Genomic DNA, 14,999 nt, shown 5'->3' on the forward strand with positions numbered 1-14,999 from the left:
GCACCTACTCCGTCAACAACGGCCCACCACTACCCATCAACGGAACCCTGGACCTGACCACACCAGCCACAACCATCCACGTCTGGAAAACACAAAGAGCACTCGTCGCCGACACCTGCCAACAAAACCCCAACTCCTGGGGCTGCCCCACCACCGAACCAACGCACTAAGGCCTCGGAACAGTAGCTTCCTGACCCGTTTTGAACCCGAAACAGCTCGAAACCGCGGGAAAAGCGCGCTCAACGGCCTCAAACAAGGTCACAAAGCCACACCACCCAGGTGCCGACGTCGAATCTTGCGGAAACCCCTGTACCCCCACCACCCAAGTTGAGGGCGGACAGCCCGGCAACACACCCAAACACGGCGTGTTGGATCCCTCACAGTTTCAAAGTGGGTGGCGGCGGTACGCGGGGACGGAGAAGCCGCGTCTTCAACGGAGATCCTGGGCCTTAAAAGAAGAAAAGCACCAGTTCCAAAGAACTGATGCTTCCCAGTGGTGGCTCCGACCGGCGTCGATCCGGTGACCTTTCGATTTTCAGTCGAACGCTCTACCAACTGAGCTACAGAGCCTAGGTGACATGTCACCTTGAGAACCGAATTTCTTCGGCGCTCAGAGCGACCCTGACGGGACTTGAACCCGCGACCTCCGCCGTGACAGGGCGGCGCGCTAACCAACTGCGCTACAGGGCCTTGCGTTTGCAGTATCTCTACCGCGTTTTTTTCAAGGCTTCTAGCTTACCAGACTTTTTCAGTCCGATTTACCACTTCCTTGCGTACCCCCAACGGGATTCGAACCCGTGCCGCCGCCGTGAAAGGGCGGTGTCCTAGGCCGCTAGACGATGGGGGCCTGAACTCAATTCGGATTTTGCAAAGAAAAGGGACGCTTTACGCGTTCTTTCCGTGTCTCGCTCGTCCGAACTGGACTCTAAAACTTTAGAGCATAGATGCCGATATTCCCAAATCGAGGTTGGAGGACCATCCCGGGCCCCCGCTCGCGAGCGCGCCGAGGGGTTGGATCCCACCCTTTTGGAGGCTTCCTAAGAGTCGAAAGGTAACCCCTCGCGGGACCCAAGAAGGGAAGCCCGCTAACATTGGCAGGATCTTGCCCTGACGCGTCCGAAAACCGCCAGCCGTCCCGGCCGATGCCCCGATAGATTTGGCACATGACAACCACTTCCCCGGCCGAACCCGGCCAGCCATCCCCGAGCCTGCCCCCGCGCACCACCCCCGCGCCGGGAGCGGCCATCAGCAAACTGGGCATCGCTGCGGTCATCGTTACCGTTGTCCTGTGGGCTTCGGCCTTCGTGGGGATCCGGGCAGTCGGCCCCAGCTTCTCCCCCGGGTCGTTGACGCTCGGGCGTTTGGCGGTCGCCGCCGTCGTTCTTGGCATTGTGGTGCTGCCGACGCTGAAGGTCTGGCCGAAAGGCCGGGAGTGGCTTCCGATCGTGGCCTACGGGGTGATGTGGTTCGGCGGCTACAACGTCGCCCTGAACGCCGCGGAACACATGCTCGACGCCGGCACCAGCGCCATGCTGATCAACGTCTCGCCCATCCTCATCGCCATCCTGGCGGGAATCTTCCTCAAGGAGGGCTTCCCGCGGTGGCTGCTGATCGGCAGCGGGGTGGCTTTCTGCGGTGTGGCGATGATCGCCTTGGGTTCGGGGCAACGTTCGACGGCGGATGTCGCCGGAGTGCTGTTGTGCCTCCTCGCCGCTGTGCTCGCCTCAGTGAGCGCAATCCTGCAAAAGCCCGTGCTCCGGAAATTCTCAGCAGGCCAGGCAACGTGGTTCGGCATCATGGTCGGAGCGCTTTGCTGCCTGCCGTGGGCAGGTCAGTTGGTGACCGAAGTCCAGGCAGCGCCTCTTCCGGCCACGCTCGGCCTGGTGTACTTGGGCATCTTCCCCACCGCCATCGCCTTCACCACGTGGGCGTACGCCCTCTCGCTGATCTCGGCCGGCAAACTCGCTGCCACGACATACCTGGTGCCGGGAACAACGATCCTGATCTCCTGGGCCGTCCTTCAGGAAGTACCAACCATCTGGGGCCTGATCGGTGGAGTGGTGTGCCTCGTGGGCGTTGGGCTCACGCGGCGTCGGACCAGCTGAACCTGCCGCTAGCGGGCCATCTCTGCCAGGAGTTCACGGTGCGTGGGCGGGTTGGCCCCCGGACGCCCGACAGTGATGGCGGCTGCCATCGACGCGATGCTGCCGATCCGCTCCAGCACGGTTGGCGCCAGCCCGTCGCTGCCACGCAACAGAAGGCCCATGATGAGCGCCGACATGTAGGAATCGCCCGCGCCAATGGTGTCCGCCACTGTGGACGGCACGGCGCGGACCCGGAGCTGAAAGTGGCGCGTGGCCATCAATGAGCCCTTCGCACCCTCGGTCATGACCGCCAGGGTGGTACCCAGCGTCAGAAGATGGCTCGCGATATCCTCCAATGCCTTCCCCGGGTAGAGCCAGTGGGCGTCCGAGGCACTCATCCTCACGACATCCGTCAGCGGCACAATTTCCTCAAAGAGGGCAAGTGCTTCGTGATGGCTGCCCAGGAGATCGGTGCGGATGTTGGGATCGTAGGTGACCATGCAGCCTCCCTGCGCCTGCTCCAACAAGCTCCGAACCACTCCCGCGCCGGGCTCAAGGAACGTAGCAATGGAACCGGTGTGCAGGATGCGCGGCGCATACGGCAGCGCCAAGGGGGCCAGGGCCCACTCAATGTCGAAGGTGTAAGCGGCCGAACCGTCGGCAGCGATCCTGGCTGTCGCCGTCGCGGTCTTTCCCATGGACTGGGACCCGGGCAGCAGCACCACCCCCGCGCTCTGGAGGTGCGCTGCGATGGCGTCACCCCGGGGGTCCCGGCCGATCGCCGTCAAAAGACCGGCTTTCACATCCAGCCGGCCCAACCCGTAAGCAACGTTGGTCGGCGAACCGCCGGGGTATTCGGCCTGGCCGTCGGGCGACTGCACGATGTCGATCAGCGCCTCGCCCACAACGACGACGTCGAGGGGTTCAGACATGGGGGAAGCGGTGGAAGTCATGCGGTTCCTGTGTCTATCGGAAAGGGACTGAGATCAGTATCCCTCATGACATGGGGCGCCAATACAGCCGTGGCGGACTAAAGTCGAGTCATGCCCGCGAATCTTCCTCCCGGACTTCCCATCGTTCCCGACGGCGAGCGTCCCTCTTCGCCGCTGCCGGACCGGAACGCGCCGCACAGGCCGCCCTTCCAAATGTCACCCGAGGAGTTTGAAGAAGCCGTCAGCGACGCCCTGCAGCTGATTCCGGCCAAAGCCGCCCGTGCCATGGACAACGTGGCAATTTTCATTGAGGACGACTACACCCCGCAGCCGGGGGAAAACCCGGACACAGTGTTGTTGGGACTGTACGAGGGCGTGCCGCTGACGGAACGGGATTCCTGGTGGGATGCGGGCTCCCTGCCGGACCGCATCACCATCTTCCGCCAGCCCATCCTGGATATCTGCGGCAGCCGCCAGGAAGTCATCGATGAGGTTGCCATCACCGTGGTTCACGAGATCGCACACCACTTCGGGATAGATGACGATCGCTTGCACGAGCTCGGCTGGGGCTAGCCTTGTATGCATGGGGCATGATCACAACCACTCGCACGGCGTTACCGCAACCGGAAAGCACCGCAAACGCCTGATCGCCGTCCTGGGCATCACCTTGGGCGTCGTGGGCATCCAAGTGGTCGGTGCCGTCGTTTCCGGTTCCCTGGCGCTGCTGGCGGATGCCGGGCACATGCTCTCCGACGCTGCAGGTGTCTTCATTGCGCTCATGGCCGCATGGATCGCCACCCGCCCGGCCAGCGATCTGCGGACCTACGGATACCAGCGCGCAGAGGTTTTGGCTGCCTTGGCCAACGCTCTGATCCTCATTGTGATCGCCGTAGTGATCATGATCGAAGCGATCCGTCGGTTCGGCGAAGCCACCGAAATCCAGACCGGCGTAATGCTGTGGGCTGCAGTCCTGGGCGCCGTCGCCAACCTGGTTTCCCTCCTCATCCTGCAGGGAGCGCAAAAGGAAAGCCTCAACGTCCGCGGCGCCTACCTTGAGGTGCTGGGCGACCTCCTGGGCTCCATCGCGGTCATCGTGGCAGCAATCGTGATCATGACCACCGGGTTCTCGGCTGCCGACCCCATCGCCTCGGTCCTCATCGCCCTGATGATCATTCCCCGTGCATGGCATCTGCTCCGCGACGTGGTGGACGTACTTCTTGAAGCCACCCCCAAGGGCGTGGACGTGAACATGATCCGCGAGCACATCATGGCCGTGGACGGTGTGGTGGAAGCACACGACATCCACATCTGGACCATCACTTCCGGCGTACCGGTGTTCTCCGCCCACGTGGTGGTGCAGGACGAGGTGCTCAATGCCACTGGCGCGGACAGCATCCTGGACCAGCTGGGCTCCTGCCTTGGCCGGCACTTCGACACCGAGCACTGCACGTTCCAATTGGAGCCCGTCAGCCATTCCGAGCACGAATCGCACCAGCACGCCTGAAAAGCTCAGCCGTCCGGGTCTTCCGTACTGACTGTCCCCGCTGCACCGTCCACGGTGATGCGCTGGCCCGTACGTAGCCGGATGGTTGCGTCCGGGACGCCGACGACCGCAGGGATCCCGTACTCGCGTGCCACCACGGCGCCGTGCGAGTTTGGCCCGCCCATCTCCATGACCAGGCCTCCCGCTGTGAGGAACAGCGGAGTCCACCCGGGATCCGTGGACGGAGCCACGAGGATCTCACCCGGCTCCAGATGTGCCCCGACCGGGTCCATGATGACGCGCGCAGGCGCGCTCACCAGACCCGTCGACGCCGGGCTGCCGGACAATGTTCCCGGGCGCGGATCGGCGTCGCCCGCAGCCGTCGCTTCCGGCTCCGTGCCGTCGGAGAGCAGCACCCGGGGAATGTGCCTGCGCCGGAGTTCGTGTTCGTAGGCCGCCCTGTATTGTGCAATCTCCTCGCGGAAATCCTGCCCCGCAAGCGCATTTTCCACCCCGTCCAGATCCAGGAAGAAGATGTCCTCCGGGCGCTCGATCCGATGTGATGCTGCCAGTTCGCTTCCCACCAAAAGCAGTTGTTGCCGGGCCACGGCGAGGCCCAGCACGAGGTTGTATTTGGGCAACTCGCGCAGACCAGCGAACCTGCGCGTTCGGTCCAGCGCTGCGCGGACCACCACTGCGTGGAGCGGACTGATGGCCCGGGCCCGGGCGATGAACTTCGCCACCTGTTCTTCGGCCTCTTCAGCTGCCCTGCGGAACTGCTCGTCGGGAGCCCCCGCACCGGGCTGCAGTCTCAGGTAATTGGCCAGGACGCCAAGAATGTGGGTGGGATCGTCTCCCCACCGGGGCATGCCAAGGTCGATTTCAGCCACGGCCCGGTGCCCGTAGGCGCGCAGGAACCCATCGAGGCCGGATTGGGCAATGGCAGGCAGCCCCTCGTCCCTGTACCGTTCCAGCAGCGCTTCCGCCGTTTGGCCAGCCATGGAGGCAGCGGCGTCGTCATCTTCCCTGATCTGCGAGGCGAGCTGCCACAGGGCCAGGTCCATTTCAGTGGTGACGTTGTTGGGCAGCCCGCGGATCACGGTCTGCAGTTCAGCGTAGGATGCCTGGTCGCCGAGTATCCGGCCTACGAGCGCCAGCAGGGCAAAGCCGAGCGCCGGCAACGGCAGGATTTGCGGGACGGTGACGAAGAGCTCCGAACCCAGGATTCTTTGCACGTGGGCTACCCGTTGATGGGCGGTGGCTTCCCCGGGGACGGCTATGGCTTTGCGGAGTTCAGAACTGTGGCGCTCAACCCGTTCCAAGGCCGCCTCCGGACGGAACAGACCCCGGAGCAACGATTCGGGGACGCGGTATTTTGCAGCCACTGGAGCCACGTGGCGGATGAGTTTCAGCGGCGTTTTGATGGTCACCGAAAAGCGGGCGTCATCGAACAAACTCCGCATCAGCATGGCGGACCGGGCTTCCATGACATCGAAGACCCGGGGCACGATCTTCCGCCCGATCCGGCTCCGCAATACCGGGGTGAGATCAAAGAAGATGCGCTGGCCGGCTTCGTAATAGGGCGACGGTCCTGACCGGGGATCCGGGACGGCAAAGCCCGCCGTTTTGGCAACACAGGAGGCTATGAGGCGGATCCCGGCCAAACCCATGGGCGTCAGTGGCCGGGTGAGGCCCTGCGCGAGGCTGAAATTCAGAAAGGCGTGGATGCCAGGGACCGGTGGGGTGCGGGTGGTTTGCGGGTAAAGGGTGGTGATGGGCCTGGCCTGGGTCAGCCACAGTTTTCCGTTGGGATCCATGGCCCACTCGGTGTCCTGTGGAGCTCCATAGTGTCTCTCCACCAAGCGGCCAAGTTCGGCMAGCTCCTTGATCTGCCGGTCACTGAGACACGGTTGAACAGCTGCATCCCGGGCGCCTTCCGGGTCCCCCGGACTTTCGTTGCGGGACCGTTGGGTCCGTTGCGTGCCGCCGCCCGGCACGGCATGGATCTCCACCCGCCGGTCCCCCAAGGTGCGTTTCACAATGGCACCGCCGGCCATATCAACAACGTACTGATCCGGATTCACGGCGCCGGACACCACGGCCTCCCCCAGACCGGGGCTCGCGTCGATCACTGTCTCGTGCCTCTTGCCCGTCACGGGATTGGCCGTGAACATAACACCGGCAGCCGTCGAATCGACCATCTCCTGGACAACGACAGCCAGGGCGGCACCAGCATGCTCAATGCCGTTGGTAGCCCGGTACGTCACCGCCCTGTCAGTCCACAAGGAAGCCCAGCAGCGGCTCACGGCATCCAGGACAGAGTCCGCGCCCACCACGTTCAGGAAAGTGTCCTGTTGGCCGGCGAAACTCGCGAAGGGAAGGTCTTCGGCTGTTGCCGAGGACCTGACCGCGACAGGGACGTTGCTGCCCAGAGCTTCATAGGCGGACCGCACTGCTTCAGCGATGTCGGCCGGGACCCCGGCGTCGAGGACCAGGGAACGGGCCCGCCCGGCCAACCGGTTCAGCCCTGTAAGGTCAACCGTGCTTGTCGATTCCAGGGCCGCACAAATGTCATCCAGGCCGCTCGATGACAGCGCACGCCGATAAGCATCCGTGGTCAGGCAAAAGCCTGGCGGCACGGGTAGGCCGGCGGCGGCAAGCTCGCCGAGGTTCGCTGCTTTGCCGCCCACCTCGGGAAGCATGGGTCCACGAATATCCGTGAGCTGCAGCGTGAACACCGGCATCCCTTTTCCTGCGTCTTTTCCTACACCGCGCCGAGCATCGGACCAAACTTGTCGCGGTCTGCCAGACGGGGATCCTCGCGGTCCGGAACAACCAACACGGGTCCTTTCGCATGGTGCAGGACGCCATCCGATGTGGATCCCAACAGCATGCCCGCAAACCCACCGCGGCCACGGGTGCCCAAAACCACCAATTCCACGCTGCGGCTGGTTTCCACCAGAACGTCAACAGGCGAGCCGTCCCTGAGGTCCGTCTCGATGGTCAGTTGCGGGAAATGGCTCTGCAGCCAGGCAACCCCCGCGTCCAGCTGAACCTTGATATCGGCAAACAAGGCGTCCCGGTCCAAGGGAGCGGGGACCCAGGCCAGGGAACCGCTGTACTGCGGGACGGCGCAAATGACGCGGAGCTTGGCTCCCATGCGTTGGGCCTGCTCAGCTGCTTCGAGCACAGCGACCCGCGCCTGCTCCGAGCCGTCCACGCCCACTGCAACCACGTTTTCCACGATGCGGGGGCCGGCCTTGGCGTGCTCGGCCTTGATGTGTTTGTCCTCGGTATTCTCGCCGAGGCGGTCAGCGCAATAGAGCGGGACAGTTACTGTGGGGCACTTGGCATGGGCGGGCAAGGCGCTGCTGACTGAGCCCAGCAGACGACCTACGAAACCGCCGCGGCCACGGCTTCCGAAAACCAGGAGCGCTGCCTCTGCGGAAAGATCCAGCAGCACGCCTGCTGCGTCACCGTTTTCGACGGAAGCATCAACGTCGATGGAGTATCGGGCGACCTTGTCCATGGCCTGCTTGACAATGGCTTCCGCGCCCTCGCGAATGACCGAATCGTCCACGGTGGCGTATCCGCCGTCGAGTCCTGAGGCGGCGAAAATAGGAACCGAGTACGCCGTGACGATGTGCAGCGGAAGCTGCCTGCGTTCGGCCTCACGTGCTGCCCACACCAGGGCGCACTGCCCGTGTTCCGAGCCGTCCACTCCCACGACGATGCCGCCCGGTGCCACTGCCAGGCCCTCGCCGTCCTGTGGCTCTTCACTGTGTCTGCCGTGCTGGTCCATTTGGGGCCCGCCTCTCCACCTACTGCTTGATGTTCCGGCCATTCTGCCAGAGGTTTTCCGCATCGGATTCCTCGAGGGCTCGATTGTCAATGGCCAGGGGCAGGGAAATCCGGAATTTCCCTGTCCAATGCCCACTATTCTCGGTCGGCAGGGCCGAATCAAGGTGGCTCGGCTGTATGTGTATAACGGTCGGGGCTCGGTTTCCGGACCCCGTTTTTGTGCTGCTGATGAACACACGGAACACGCTGTCAGGGAAGGCTATCCATGCGCGAAAAAGTTCGGTAGTGTTCGAGTCACCGAATGGCCGGCGAACGTGTCCTACAGCACACTCCGGCCATTTATTTGCGGCCGCTTGGGGAACTCGGACGCGATCCCACGCGATGCCGCAAGGCACACACGTCAAGGAGGAGCCAAGCAGTGTCACACGCGCCTGATTCCGGCACGGAACGCACAACCACCGTGGTCATAGGAACCGGCTTGTCCGGCCTGGCAGTTGCCAGTGAACTCAGCCGCTACGGCGTGGGCTCCATAGTGGTGGATGGTTTCGGTGCCCTGTCAGCCACCGGCCCGGCGGTCCACACAGGCATGCTTCAACGCTGCGAGGTCACCGATCCCGCGTCCATCCAGGAACGCAACGAAATCCTCCGCCACTTACGCAATTACGCGGCCAGCCACCATCTGGACGTACGCAGCACCACCAGGGCCGTCCGCCTGGATTTCCTGGGCGCGGACCCAACCCAGCACATCGGGTACGGGCTCGCCGCGAGCATGACCCGGAGCGGTCTCCATGCCTCTGGCCCCCTCGAATCCGCCCCGCGACAGTGGGCAGTCCACACCGCCAACGGGGTTCTCCTGGCAGACCATATTGTGGTCACACGCTGCGCCCAGAGCCAGCTGCGCCGCATGCTGGCCGAACTTGGAATCGCCGTCGGGCAGAACCTGGTCTCCGCGATGCGGGCAGTGGGAATGCACCTGGTGGGCGTGGGCGAGCTCATTACGCCCAGCCCCAAGGAAGTCCTGCGGCAAGCCAAGGCAGTGGGCCAGGCAATCTCCACCAAAGTGGCGCTCCCGGGCGGCCCGGGTATCGCCATCGCCTAGCCGGCATCATTCACGGCAGCCGCAACACGAAGTTTAAACGCCAAAGGCCGGTGTCCTCGAAGATGATCTTCGGAGACACCGGCCTTTGCGTTGAAGCGTGAGGCTTATGCGCCAGCGCGTACGTACGTGATGGGACCAGTAGCGGTCAACCAGCTGATCGGGTGGATGCCCGTCTGATTGCCGTTGATTCCACCGCTGATTGCCTGGCCGTTGCCGATGTAGATGGCGACGTGGCCGGACTGGACGATCATGTCGCCCGGCTGCGGGTCGCTGACAACCTTGCCGTAGTTCATGAACTGCATGGGGGCGAGGTCGCCAACCGGAATGCCGGCGGAACCGAGGGCCCGCTCAACCATGGCGGTGCAGTCCTGCATGATGCCGATCTGGGCGTAAGCCGAGGCAACCATGGCAGCGTTGACGCCGCCGGCAGCGGGAGCAGCAGCTACAGGAGCAGCAGCAGGTGCAACAGCGGCCGGAGCTGCAACTGCAGCCTGGGCAGCTACGGGAGCCGCAGCTGCGGCAGCGGTAACGGCAGCCGGCTTGGCAGCGGGGGCTTCAACTACAGGAGCCGGCTTTTCGATGACCGGAGCTGCAACGGAAGCAACAGCCGGACGCTCGAAGTTGATGGTAGCCGTAGAAAGAGCGGTAACAACCTTGGTGGGGGCCTCGGAAGCGGTCTCGGCGACCGTGGCGGGGCTGGCATCGCGCTGGACCGGAGCCTCTGCAGCGTGTGCAGCGACAGAGCCGGTCAGAACGAGTCCGGAAGCTGCTGCGATAACAGCTGCCTGGCGGCCAGCGCCGGAAGCGTTGCTCGCAACTGCCTTGGAGATGGAGATGAACGGATTAGGACGTACGCTGTCCGCCTTACGACGGCCGCGAAGAATGCGTGAAGACATGAAAGAGCCTCTCCCGATGCCTGCGAGGTTAGCTGTCGGATTCGGATGGGAGTCACCCGGCCACTATCCCCCGCTGTTCAGCGGAAGCTTCGTGACTTCACCCCAAGGCACGCTCGAAAGCGGCCCAAAATGGGTTCCCCGTCTCTGCCGTAGGTTTGTCTGCGAACGGATTCCGGACTGCGGCAGAGCTAGGCAATCAGGCCGGAAGTGCCCGCTACGTGGAACAGGCACAGGTACTACCGTACGCGATGATCCCGTCGAAGTCACATTTAAGTAACGAGGACTGCGGCTTTGGCGTGTCGCGGTAACCGAACCGAGATATTCGCAGCTACGTAGAAAAGCCCGCTATTCTGCGGCTTCCGGGCGGTTTTCGTCGTCCGATCCGGCAAGTTTCCTGCGGGCTGTAACGGCGAGGAAGATCACGAGCGCAACCGCAACAACCGCAATGACAACAATGCTCCAGGGGAATGGCTGGGACGCATCTGCCGCGGGCGAACTGCTGGCTGTTCCCGGAGGCGCCGTACCCGCGGACGGCACCGTTCCCGAGGTGGCCGAAGCGGACGCCGAAGGTGCCGCCGAGCCGCTTGCCGCCGTCGTGCTTCCCGCTGTGGCCGTGAACTTGAAGGTGCCCTCAATGGGGTGCGAATCGGAGCTGACAACGCGCCACACCACCGTGTACTCCCCCGCCGGCGCGCCGGCCCGGAGCTTCTGCACGGCCTGGCTGTCGATGATCTCGACCGGCCCGTCTGCCCAGTTCTCGCCGCCTGAGGTTACGGAGACGCCCGATCCGATGGCCAGCGGCCGGTTGTTGAACGTAATGGAGACCGACGCCGGCACTTCAGCCACGGTTGCACCGTTCGCCGGCGCTGTGGATTCCGCGACGTCGTGCGCGGACGCCGGAGCCGCGGAAAACAGCAGGGCAGACGCGAGGGCAAGGGCGGCGACGACGGCGGCCAGAAGCGGGCGGATGGTACGCATGGGGCGGTTTCTCCTAGTGTTGGCTTCCTTACAGACTAGGGGAATGGTCCGAAGCTCCCACATTCAACGGCATAGGATTTGAGAGCACACTCCCCCCAATACCCGGAGACCTTCATGCTTAAACAAGGTTCTGCAGTGGACCGCTATTTCAAGATTTCCGAACGTGGCTCCACGTACTCAAGGGAAATCCGTGGCGGCTTCGCGACATTCTTCGCCATGAGCTACATCGTTGTGCTGAACCCGCTGATCCTCTCGGGGGCAGACTCCAGCGGAGCTTCCCTGGGCTTCACCGCGGTCGCAGCCACCACGGCGTTCGTCGCCGGCATCCTGACCATCCTCATGGGCGCCTGGGCCAAGCACCCCTTCGCTGTGGCCACCGGGCTGGGCGTGAATGCGTTCGTCGCCGTTACCGTGGCCTCGCACCCGCAGCTGACCTGGCCCGACATGATGGGCCTTGTTGTCCTCTCCGGCGTCACGATGCTCATCCTGGTGCTCACCGGCTTCCGCACCGCGGTTTTCAAGGCTGTGCCGGAGGCGTTGAAGACGGCGATCGTGGTGGGCATCGGCTTGTTCATTGCCCTGATCGGCCTGGTGAACGCCGGTTTCGTCCGGCGCATCCCGGACGCTGCGGGCACGACGGTTCCGCTGGGACTCGGTGTTGACGGGAAGCTCATGGGCTGGCCCACTCTGGTGTTTGCCGTCGGTTTGATCCTGACCATCGCCCTGGTGGTCCGCAAGGTCCGTGGTGCGATCCTGATCGGCATCGTGGTCTCCACTGCGCTGGCTGCGATCCTCGAGTTCACCCTCCACATCGGCCCCAGCTTCGATGGCAAGAACGTCAACCCCCGCGGCTGGTCCCTGGTGGCCCCCACTTTGTCGGAGTGGGGCGCTCCGGACCTCTCCCTGATCGGCAAGGCCAACCCCTTCGGGGCCTTCGAACACCTCGGCTTCATCGCCGCGGCGCTGCTGGCATTCGTGATCCTGCTGAGCATCTTCTTCGACGCCATGGGCACCATGGTGGGCCTGGCCAATGAGGCCGGAACGGTGGACAAGGACGGCAACATCCCGAACGTTGACCGCGTGCTGCAGGTGGACGCCCTTGGTGCCATCGTCGGCGGCGGGGCCTCGGTTTCCTCCAACCAGATCTTCGTTGAATCCGGCGCGGGCATCGGCGAGGGTGCCCGCACCGGCCTGGCCTCGATCGTGACCGGCGTTCTCTTCCTTATTGCCATGTTCTTCACACCGCTGATCAACCTGGTGCCGTTCGAAGCCGTGGCCCCCGCGCTGGTGGTCGTGGGCTTCATGATGGTTTCCCAGGTGGGGAAGATCGACTGGCAGGACTGGGGAGTCGGGATTCCCGCGTTCCTGACCATCGCCTTGATGCCGTTCACGTACTCCATCGCCAACGGCCTGGGTGCCGGGTTCATCTCGTTCGTGCTGATCCGCACCTTCCAGGGCCGCGCCCGCGAAGTCCACCCCTTGATGTGGGCTGTGGCCGCTGCGTTCCTGCTCTTCTTCGGCATCGGAACCGTTGAGGAACTCCTGGGCGTCAAATAGGCATTCCGGTATTTCAGACACCCCCGACCCGGAACTGCTGGTATTGGCAGTCCGGGTCCGGTCTGCTTAAAGCATGGAAACACGCGCCGTAACTGTAGATGTCAGCCCCGCCCCGTGGACCGGCCGTTTCGACGGCGACGGCGTTGCGCACCGCCGCTGGTGGCAGGCCGTCACCCCCCACACGCCCGCAGCGGCCAGCACCGCCTCGCGTCCCGCCGTCGTGCTTGGGTTCTGCAGTGACGCCGGCGTTCGACGCAACAAGGGCCGCACGGGTGCCGCCGCGGCCCCGGCCGCCATCCGTTCGGCGCTGGGTCCGCTGGCTTACCACCTGGAACGGGACGTGTTCGACGCCGGCGATGTGGTTGTGGAGGGCGACTCGCTGGAGGCGGGCCAGGAGCGCGCCGGCCGCGCCATCTCGGGATTGCTCGACGCCGGTAACCTCACCGTGGTGCTGGGCGGAGGCCACGAGACCGCGTTTGCCAGCTACTTGGGCGTCGCCGGCTCGGACGTGGTCCAGGGCAAGCGGCTGGGTGTGCTGAACCTTGATGCCCACTTTGACCTGAGGGATGAGCCCACACCGAGCTCGGGCACGCCGTTCCTTCAGATGGCCCGGGCTGAGTCCGCCGCCGGACGCGAACTGCAGTACGCCGTCGTAGGAATTTCCGAGCCGAACAATACCCGGACCCTTTTTGACACCGCTCAACGCCTGGGCGTGAAGTATCTGCTGGACGAGCAATGCTCACCGGAAGCCGTGGAGGTTTTTGTAGCGGATTTCCTGGCTGGCGTGGATGTCCTGTACCTCACGATCGACCTCGACGTAATGCCGGCCTCGGTGGCACCCGGGGTGAGCGCTCCTGCGGCCTATGGCGTCCCGCTGCCCGTGATCAGCGCGGTTTGCCGGCAGGTTGCCGCCAGCGGGAAGTTGCTGCACGTTGATGTCGCCGAACTGAATCCGGAATTCGACGTTGATTCCCGGACTGCGAAAGTTGCAGCACGTTTGGTGAACACGCTCCTGGGATAGTCGCCCGCCCCTTTTCCCTCCGGCCTTCGCCGCTTAGCCTGTGTGGAGGGAAGGATGGCGATGCGCGCAGTTCCTGTGCAGGACAAGTGGGCCTGGGTCTCCGGGCTGCTGGCCGTCGGCCTGGGACTGGCGGCGCACCTGACGGCGGGCGGCAGCGCTCCGGCCCTTCCCGTTCTGCTTGGCTTCGCCGCGCTGTGCTGCCTGGGGGCCCAACTCCTGGCCCGCTGGGTCCACGGGCCACTGATCCTGCTACTGGTGTCAGGTGTGGCGCAGCAACTGCTGCACTTTGGGTTCGCTGCATTCGGCGGTTACTACCCCGGGAGTGGATGGGTGGAGCACCTCCACAGCGCCGCACCAGGTCCAGGTGATCCGCCGGCAGCGGCTGGCTTCAGCGGTGGTTCGCCACACATCATGCTCTATACGCACATGGCCGCAGCCATCCTGACTCTCATGGTTGCTGCCGGGGTCACAGGACTACTCAAACGCGTGTCATTGACGGCAACCAAGGGCAATACTGCGTAGCCGCGCGAAAGCCCGCGTAGCCCTGCGAAAGCCTGCGCAACGAATGTTGTAAGCCCCTGACCCACGCACCTAGTGTCGACTGCACGTGGTGTACCCAAGAGGCCAGGGAGCTGCCTGCAAAGCAGCGTACGCGGGTTCGAATCCCGCCACCACGTCCAATCGGTCCCGGCGATCGTCCTCCGAATTGGCAGTTAATGCGGGTGTTTTGTCGGCGTCTTCAGGTGGCGAGTGCAACACCCCTGTAGTTGGAGGGGTGTCATGGTCAAGAAGTTGCCGTGGTCGGTTCGTGCGTGTGCGTATGAGCACTTGCTGGCGGGTGAGGACACGGGACGAAGTGCTGCCGCGGCTGGGGTGTCCCGGCAAGCGGTGTCGCAATGGGCGAAACTAGCGGGCATGGAACTTATCTCCGGCCCTGGTGGTGGCGTGCGTCTTCCGATGGCTTCGGAGGTGCTTTCGCGGGATAAGGAGCGAAGGTATCGGCGGCTGACTTTGGAGGACCGGGCTTATATCAAGGCCTGTCTGGGCTTGCCGGAGCCGCGTTCCATGCGACAGATCGCCAAGGAGTTGGGCGTGCATCCATCAACGGTGTCCCGGGAGATCCGCCGACACAGTATCGAGCATTGGGC

Annotated in this window: 13 protein-coding genes, 4 tRNA genes and 1 riboswitch; of the genes, 9 read left to right on the top strand and 8 right to left on the bottom strand. The window is 64.0% G+C overall.

Going from position 1 to position 14,999, the window contains the following annotated elements; translation table 11 throughout:
- Window positions 1–494: 494 nt before the first annotated feature.
- The 3 genes from AB4Y81_RS21215 to AB4Y81_RS21225 form a co-directional block, all read right to left on the bottom strand.
- Window positions 495–570, bottom strand: a tRNA-Phe gene (locus AB4Y81_RS21215).
- 46 nt (window positions 571–616) lie between these two features.
- Window positions 617–690 (bottom strand) — tRNA-Asp (locus tag AB4Y81_RS21220).
- Window positions 691–774: 84 nt separating this feature from the next.
- Window positions 775–847: transfer RNA gene (locus AB4Y81_RS21225), tRNA-Glu, on the bottom strand.
- A gap of 316 nt (window positions 848–1,163) precedes the next feature.
- Between AB4Y81_RS21225 and AB4Y81_RS21230 the strand changes: the two genes are divergently transcribed.
- On the top strand, window positions 1,164–2,105 hold the full coding sequence (locus tag AB4Y81_RS21230; protein ID WP_039239386.1) for a DMT family transporter: 942 nt from the start codon (window positions 1,164–1,166) through the stop codon (window positions 2,103–2,105).
- Window positions 2,106–2,113: 8 nt separating this feature from the next.
- On the opposite strand, the gene AB4Y81_RS21235 is transcribed toward AB4Y81_RS21230, so the two are convergent.
- Window positions 2,114–3,037 carry a carbohydrate kinase family protein gene (locus AB4Y81_RS21235; protein WP_018780270.1) on the bottom strand — a complete coding sequence of 308 codons (924 nt, stop codon included), beginning with the start codon at window positions 3,035–3,037 and terminating at the stop codon, window positions 2,114–2,116.
- Between the two features lie 90 nt (window positions 3,038–3,127).
- Here AB4Y81_RS21235 and AB4Y81_RS21240 point away from each other — a divergent pair, with 90 nt between their 5' ends.
- Both AB4Y81_RS21240 and AB4Y81_RS21245 read left to right on the top strand, forming a co-directional pair.
- Window positions 3,128–3,589 (top strand): metallopeptidase family protein, encoded by a 462-nt coding sequence (locus AB4Y81_RS21240; protein ID WP_055973915.1) that lies wholly within the window; start codon window positions 3,128–3,130, stop codon window positions 3,587–3,589.
- 10 nt (window positions 3,590–3,599) lie between these two features.
- Entirely contained in the window at window positions 3,600–4,520 is a 921-nt protein-coding gene (locus AB4Y81_RS21245) for a cation diffusion facilitator family transporter (RefSeq protein WP_018780272.1), read from the top strand.
- A gap of 5 nt (window positions 4,521–4,525) precedes the next feature.
- Here the strand turns inward: AB4Y81_RS21245 and AB4Y81_RS21250 are convergent, their stop codons facing one another.
- Window positions 4,526–7,243 (bottom strand): PEP/pyruvate-binding domain-containing protein, encoded by a 2,718-nt coding sequence (locus AB4Y81_RS21250; RefSeq protein WP_441996912.1) that lies wholly within the window; start codon window positions 7,241–7,243, stop codon window positions 4,526–4,528.
- A gap of 20 nt (window positions 7,244–7,263) precedes the next feature.
- The gene (locus AB4Y81_RS21255; protein ID WP_055973921.1) at window positions 7,264–8,301 is read right to left on the bottom strand and encodes a universal stress protein; all 1,038 of its coding nucleotides are present in this window, start codon (window positions 8,299–8,301) and stop codon (window positions 7,264–7,266) included.
- Between the two features lie 417 nt (window positions 8,302–8,718).
- On the opposite strand from AB4Y81_RS21255, the gene AB4Y81_RS21260 reads away from it, so the two are divergent.
- Complete coding sequence (locus AB4Y81_RS21260) at window positions 8,719–9,399, top strand: FAD-binding protein (protein ID WP_039239382.1); 681 nt, start codon at window positions 8,719–8,721, stop codon at window positions 9,397–9,399.
- 104 nt (window positions 9,400–9,503) lie between these two features.
- Here the strand turns inward: AB4Y81_RS21260 and AB4Y81_RS21265 are convergent, their stop codons facing one another.
- Together AB4Y81_RS21265 and AB4Y81_RS21270 are read right to left on the bottom strand one after the other, a co-directional pair.
- Complete coding sequence (locus tag AB4Y81_RS21265; RefSeq protein ID WP_189076920.1) at window positions 9,504–10,295, bottom strand: NlpC/P60 family protein; 792 nt, start codon at window positions 10,293–10,295, stop codon at window positions 9,504–9,506.
- A gap of 3 nt (window positions 10,296–10,298) precedes the next feature.
- Window positions 10,299–10,466: riboswitch (cyclic di-AMP (ydaO/yuaA leader) on the bottom strand.
- Between the two features lie 174 nt (window positions 10,467–10,640).
- Window positions 10,641–11,273, bottom strand: coding sequence for a copper resistance CopC family protein (locus AB4Y81_RS21270; protein ID WP_189076921.1), 633 nt, complete (start codon window positions 11,271–11,273; stop codon window positions 10,641–10,643).
- Between the two features lie 114 nt (window positions 11,274–11,387).
- Between AB4Y81_RS21270 and AB4Y81_RS21275 the strand changes: the two genes are divergently transcribed.
- The 5 genes from AB4Y81_RS21275 to AB4Y81_RS21295 all read left to right on the top strand — a co-directional run.
- Window positions 11,388–12,830 (top strand): NCS2 family permease, encoded by a 1,443-nt coding sequence (locus AB4Y81_RS21275; protein ID WP_018780279.1) that lies wholly within the window; start codon window positions 11,388–11,390, stop codon window positions 12,828–12,830.
- A 73-nt stretch (window positions 12,831–12,903) separates the two neighbouring features.
- Window positions 12,904–13,851 carry a formimidoylglutamase gene (hutG, locus tag AB4Y81_RS21280; protein ID WP_431230024.1) on the top strand — a complete coding sequence of 316 codons (948 nt, stop codon included), beginning with the start codon at window positions 12,904–12,906 and terminating at the stop codon, window positions 13,849–13,851.
- 60 nt (window positions 13,852–13,911) lie between these two features.
- Window positions 13,912–14,373, top strand: coding sequence for a hypothetical protein (locus AB4Y81_RS21285; RefSeq protein ID WP_434327931.1), 462 nt, complete (start codon window positions 13,912–13,914; stop codon window positions 14,371–14,373).
- An 84-nt stretch (window positions 14,374–14,457) separates the two neighbouring features.
- Window positions 14,458–14,531 (top strand) — tRNA-Cys (locus tag AB4Y81_RS21290).
- A gap of 100 nt (window positions 14,532–14,631) precedes the next feature.
- On the top strand, window positions 14,632–14,999 hold a 368-nt coding region (locus AB4Y81_RS21295; protein WP_441996916.1), incomplete at its 3' end, for a helix-turn-helix domain-containing protein.

Source organism: Paenarthrobacter sp. TAF1 (genome assembly GCF_052113825.1).
Classification (GTDB): Bacteria; Actinomycetota; Actinomycetes; order Actinomycetales; family Micrococcaceae; genus Arthrobacter; species Arthrobacter nicotinovorans.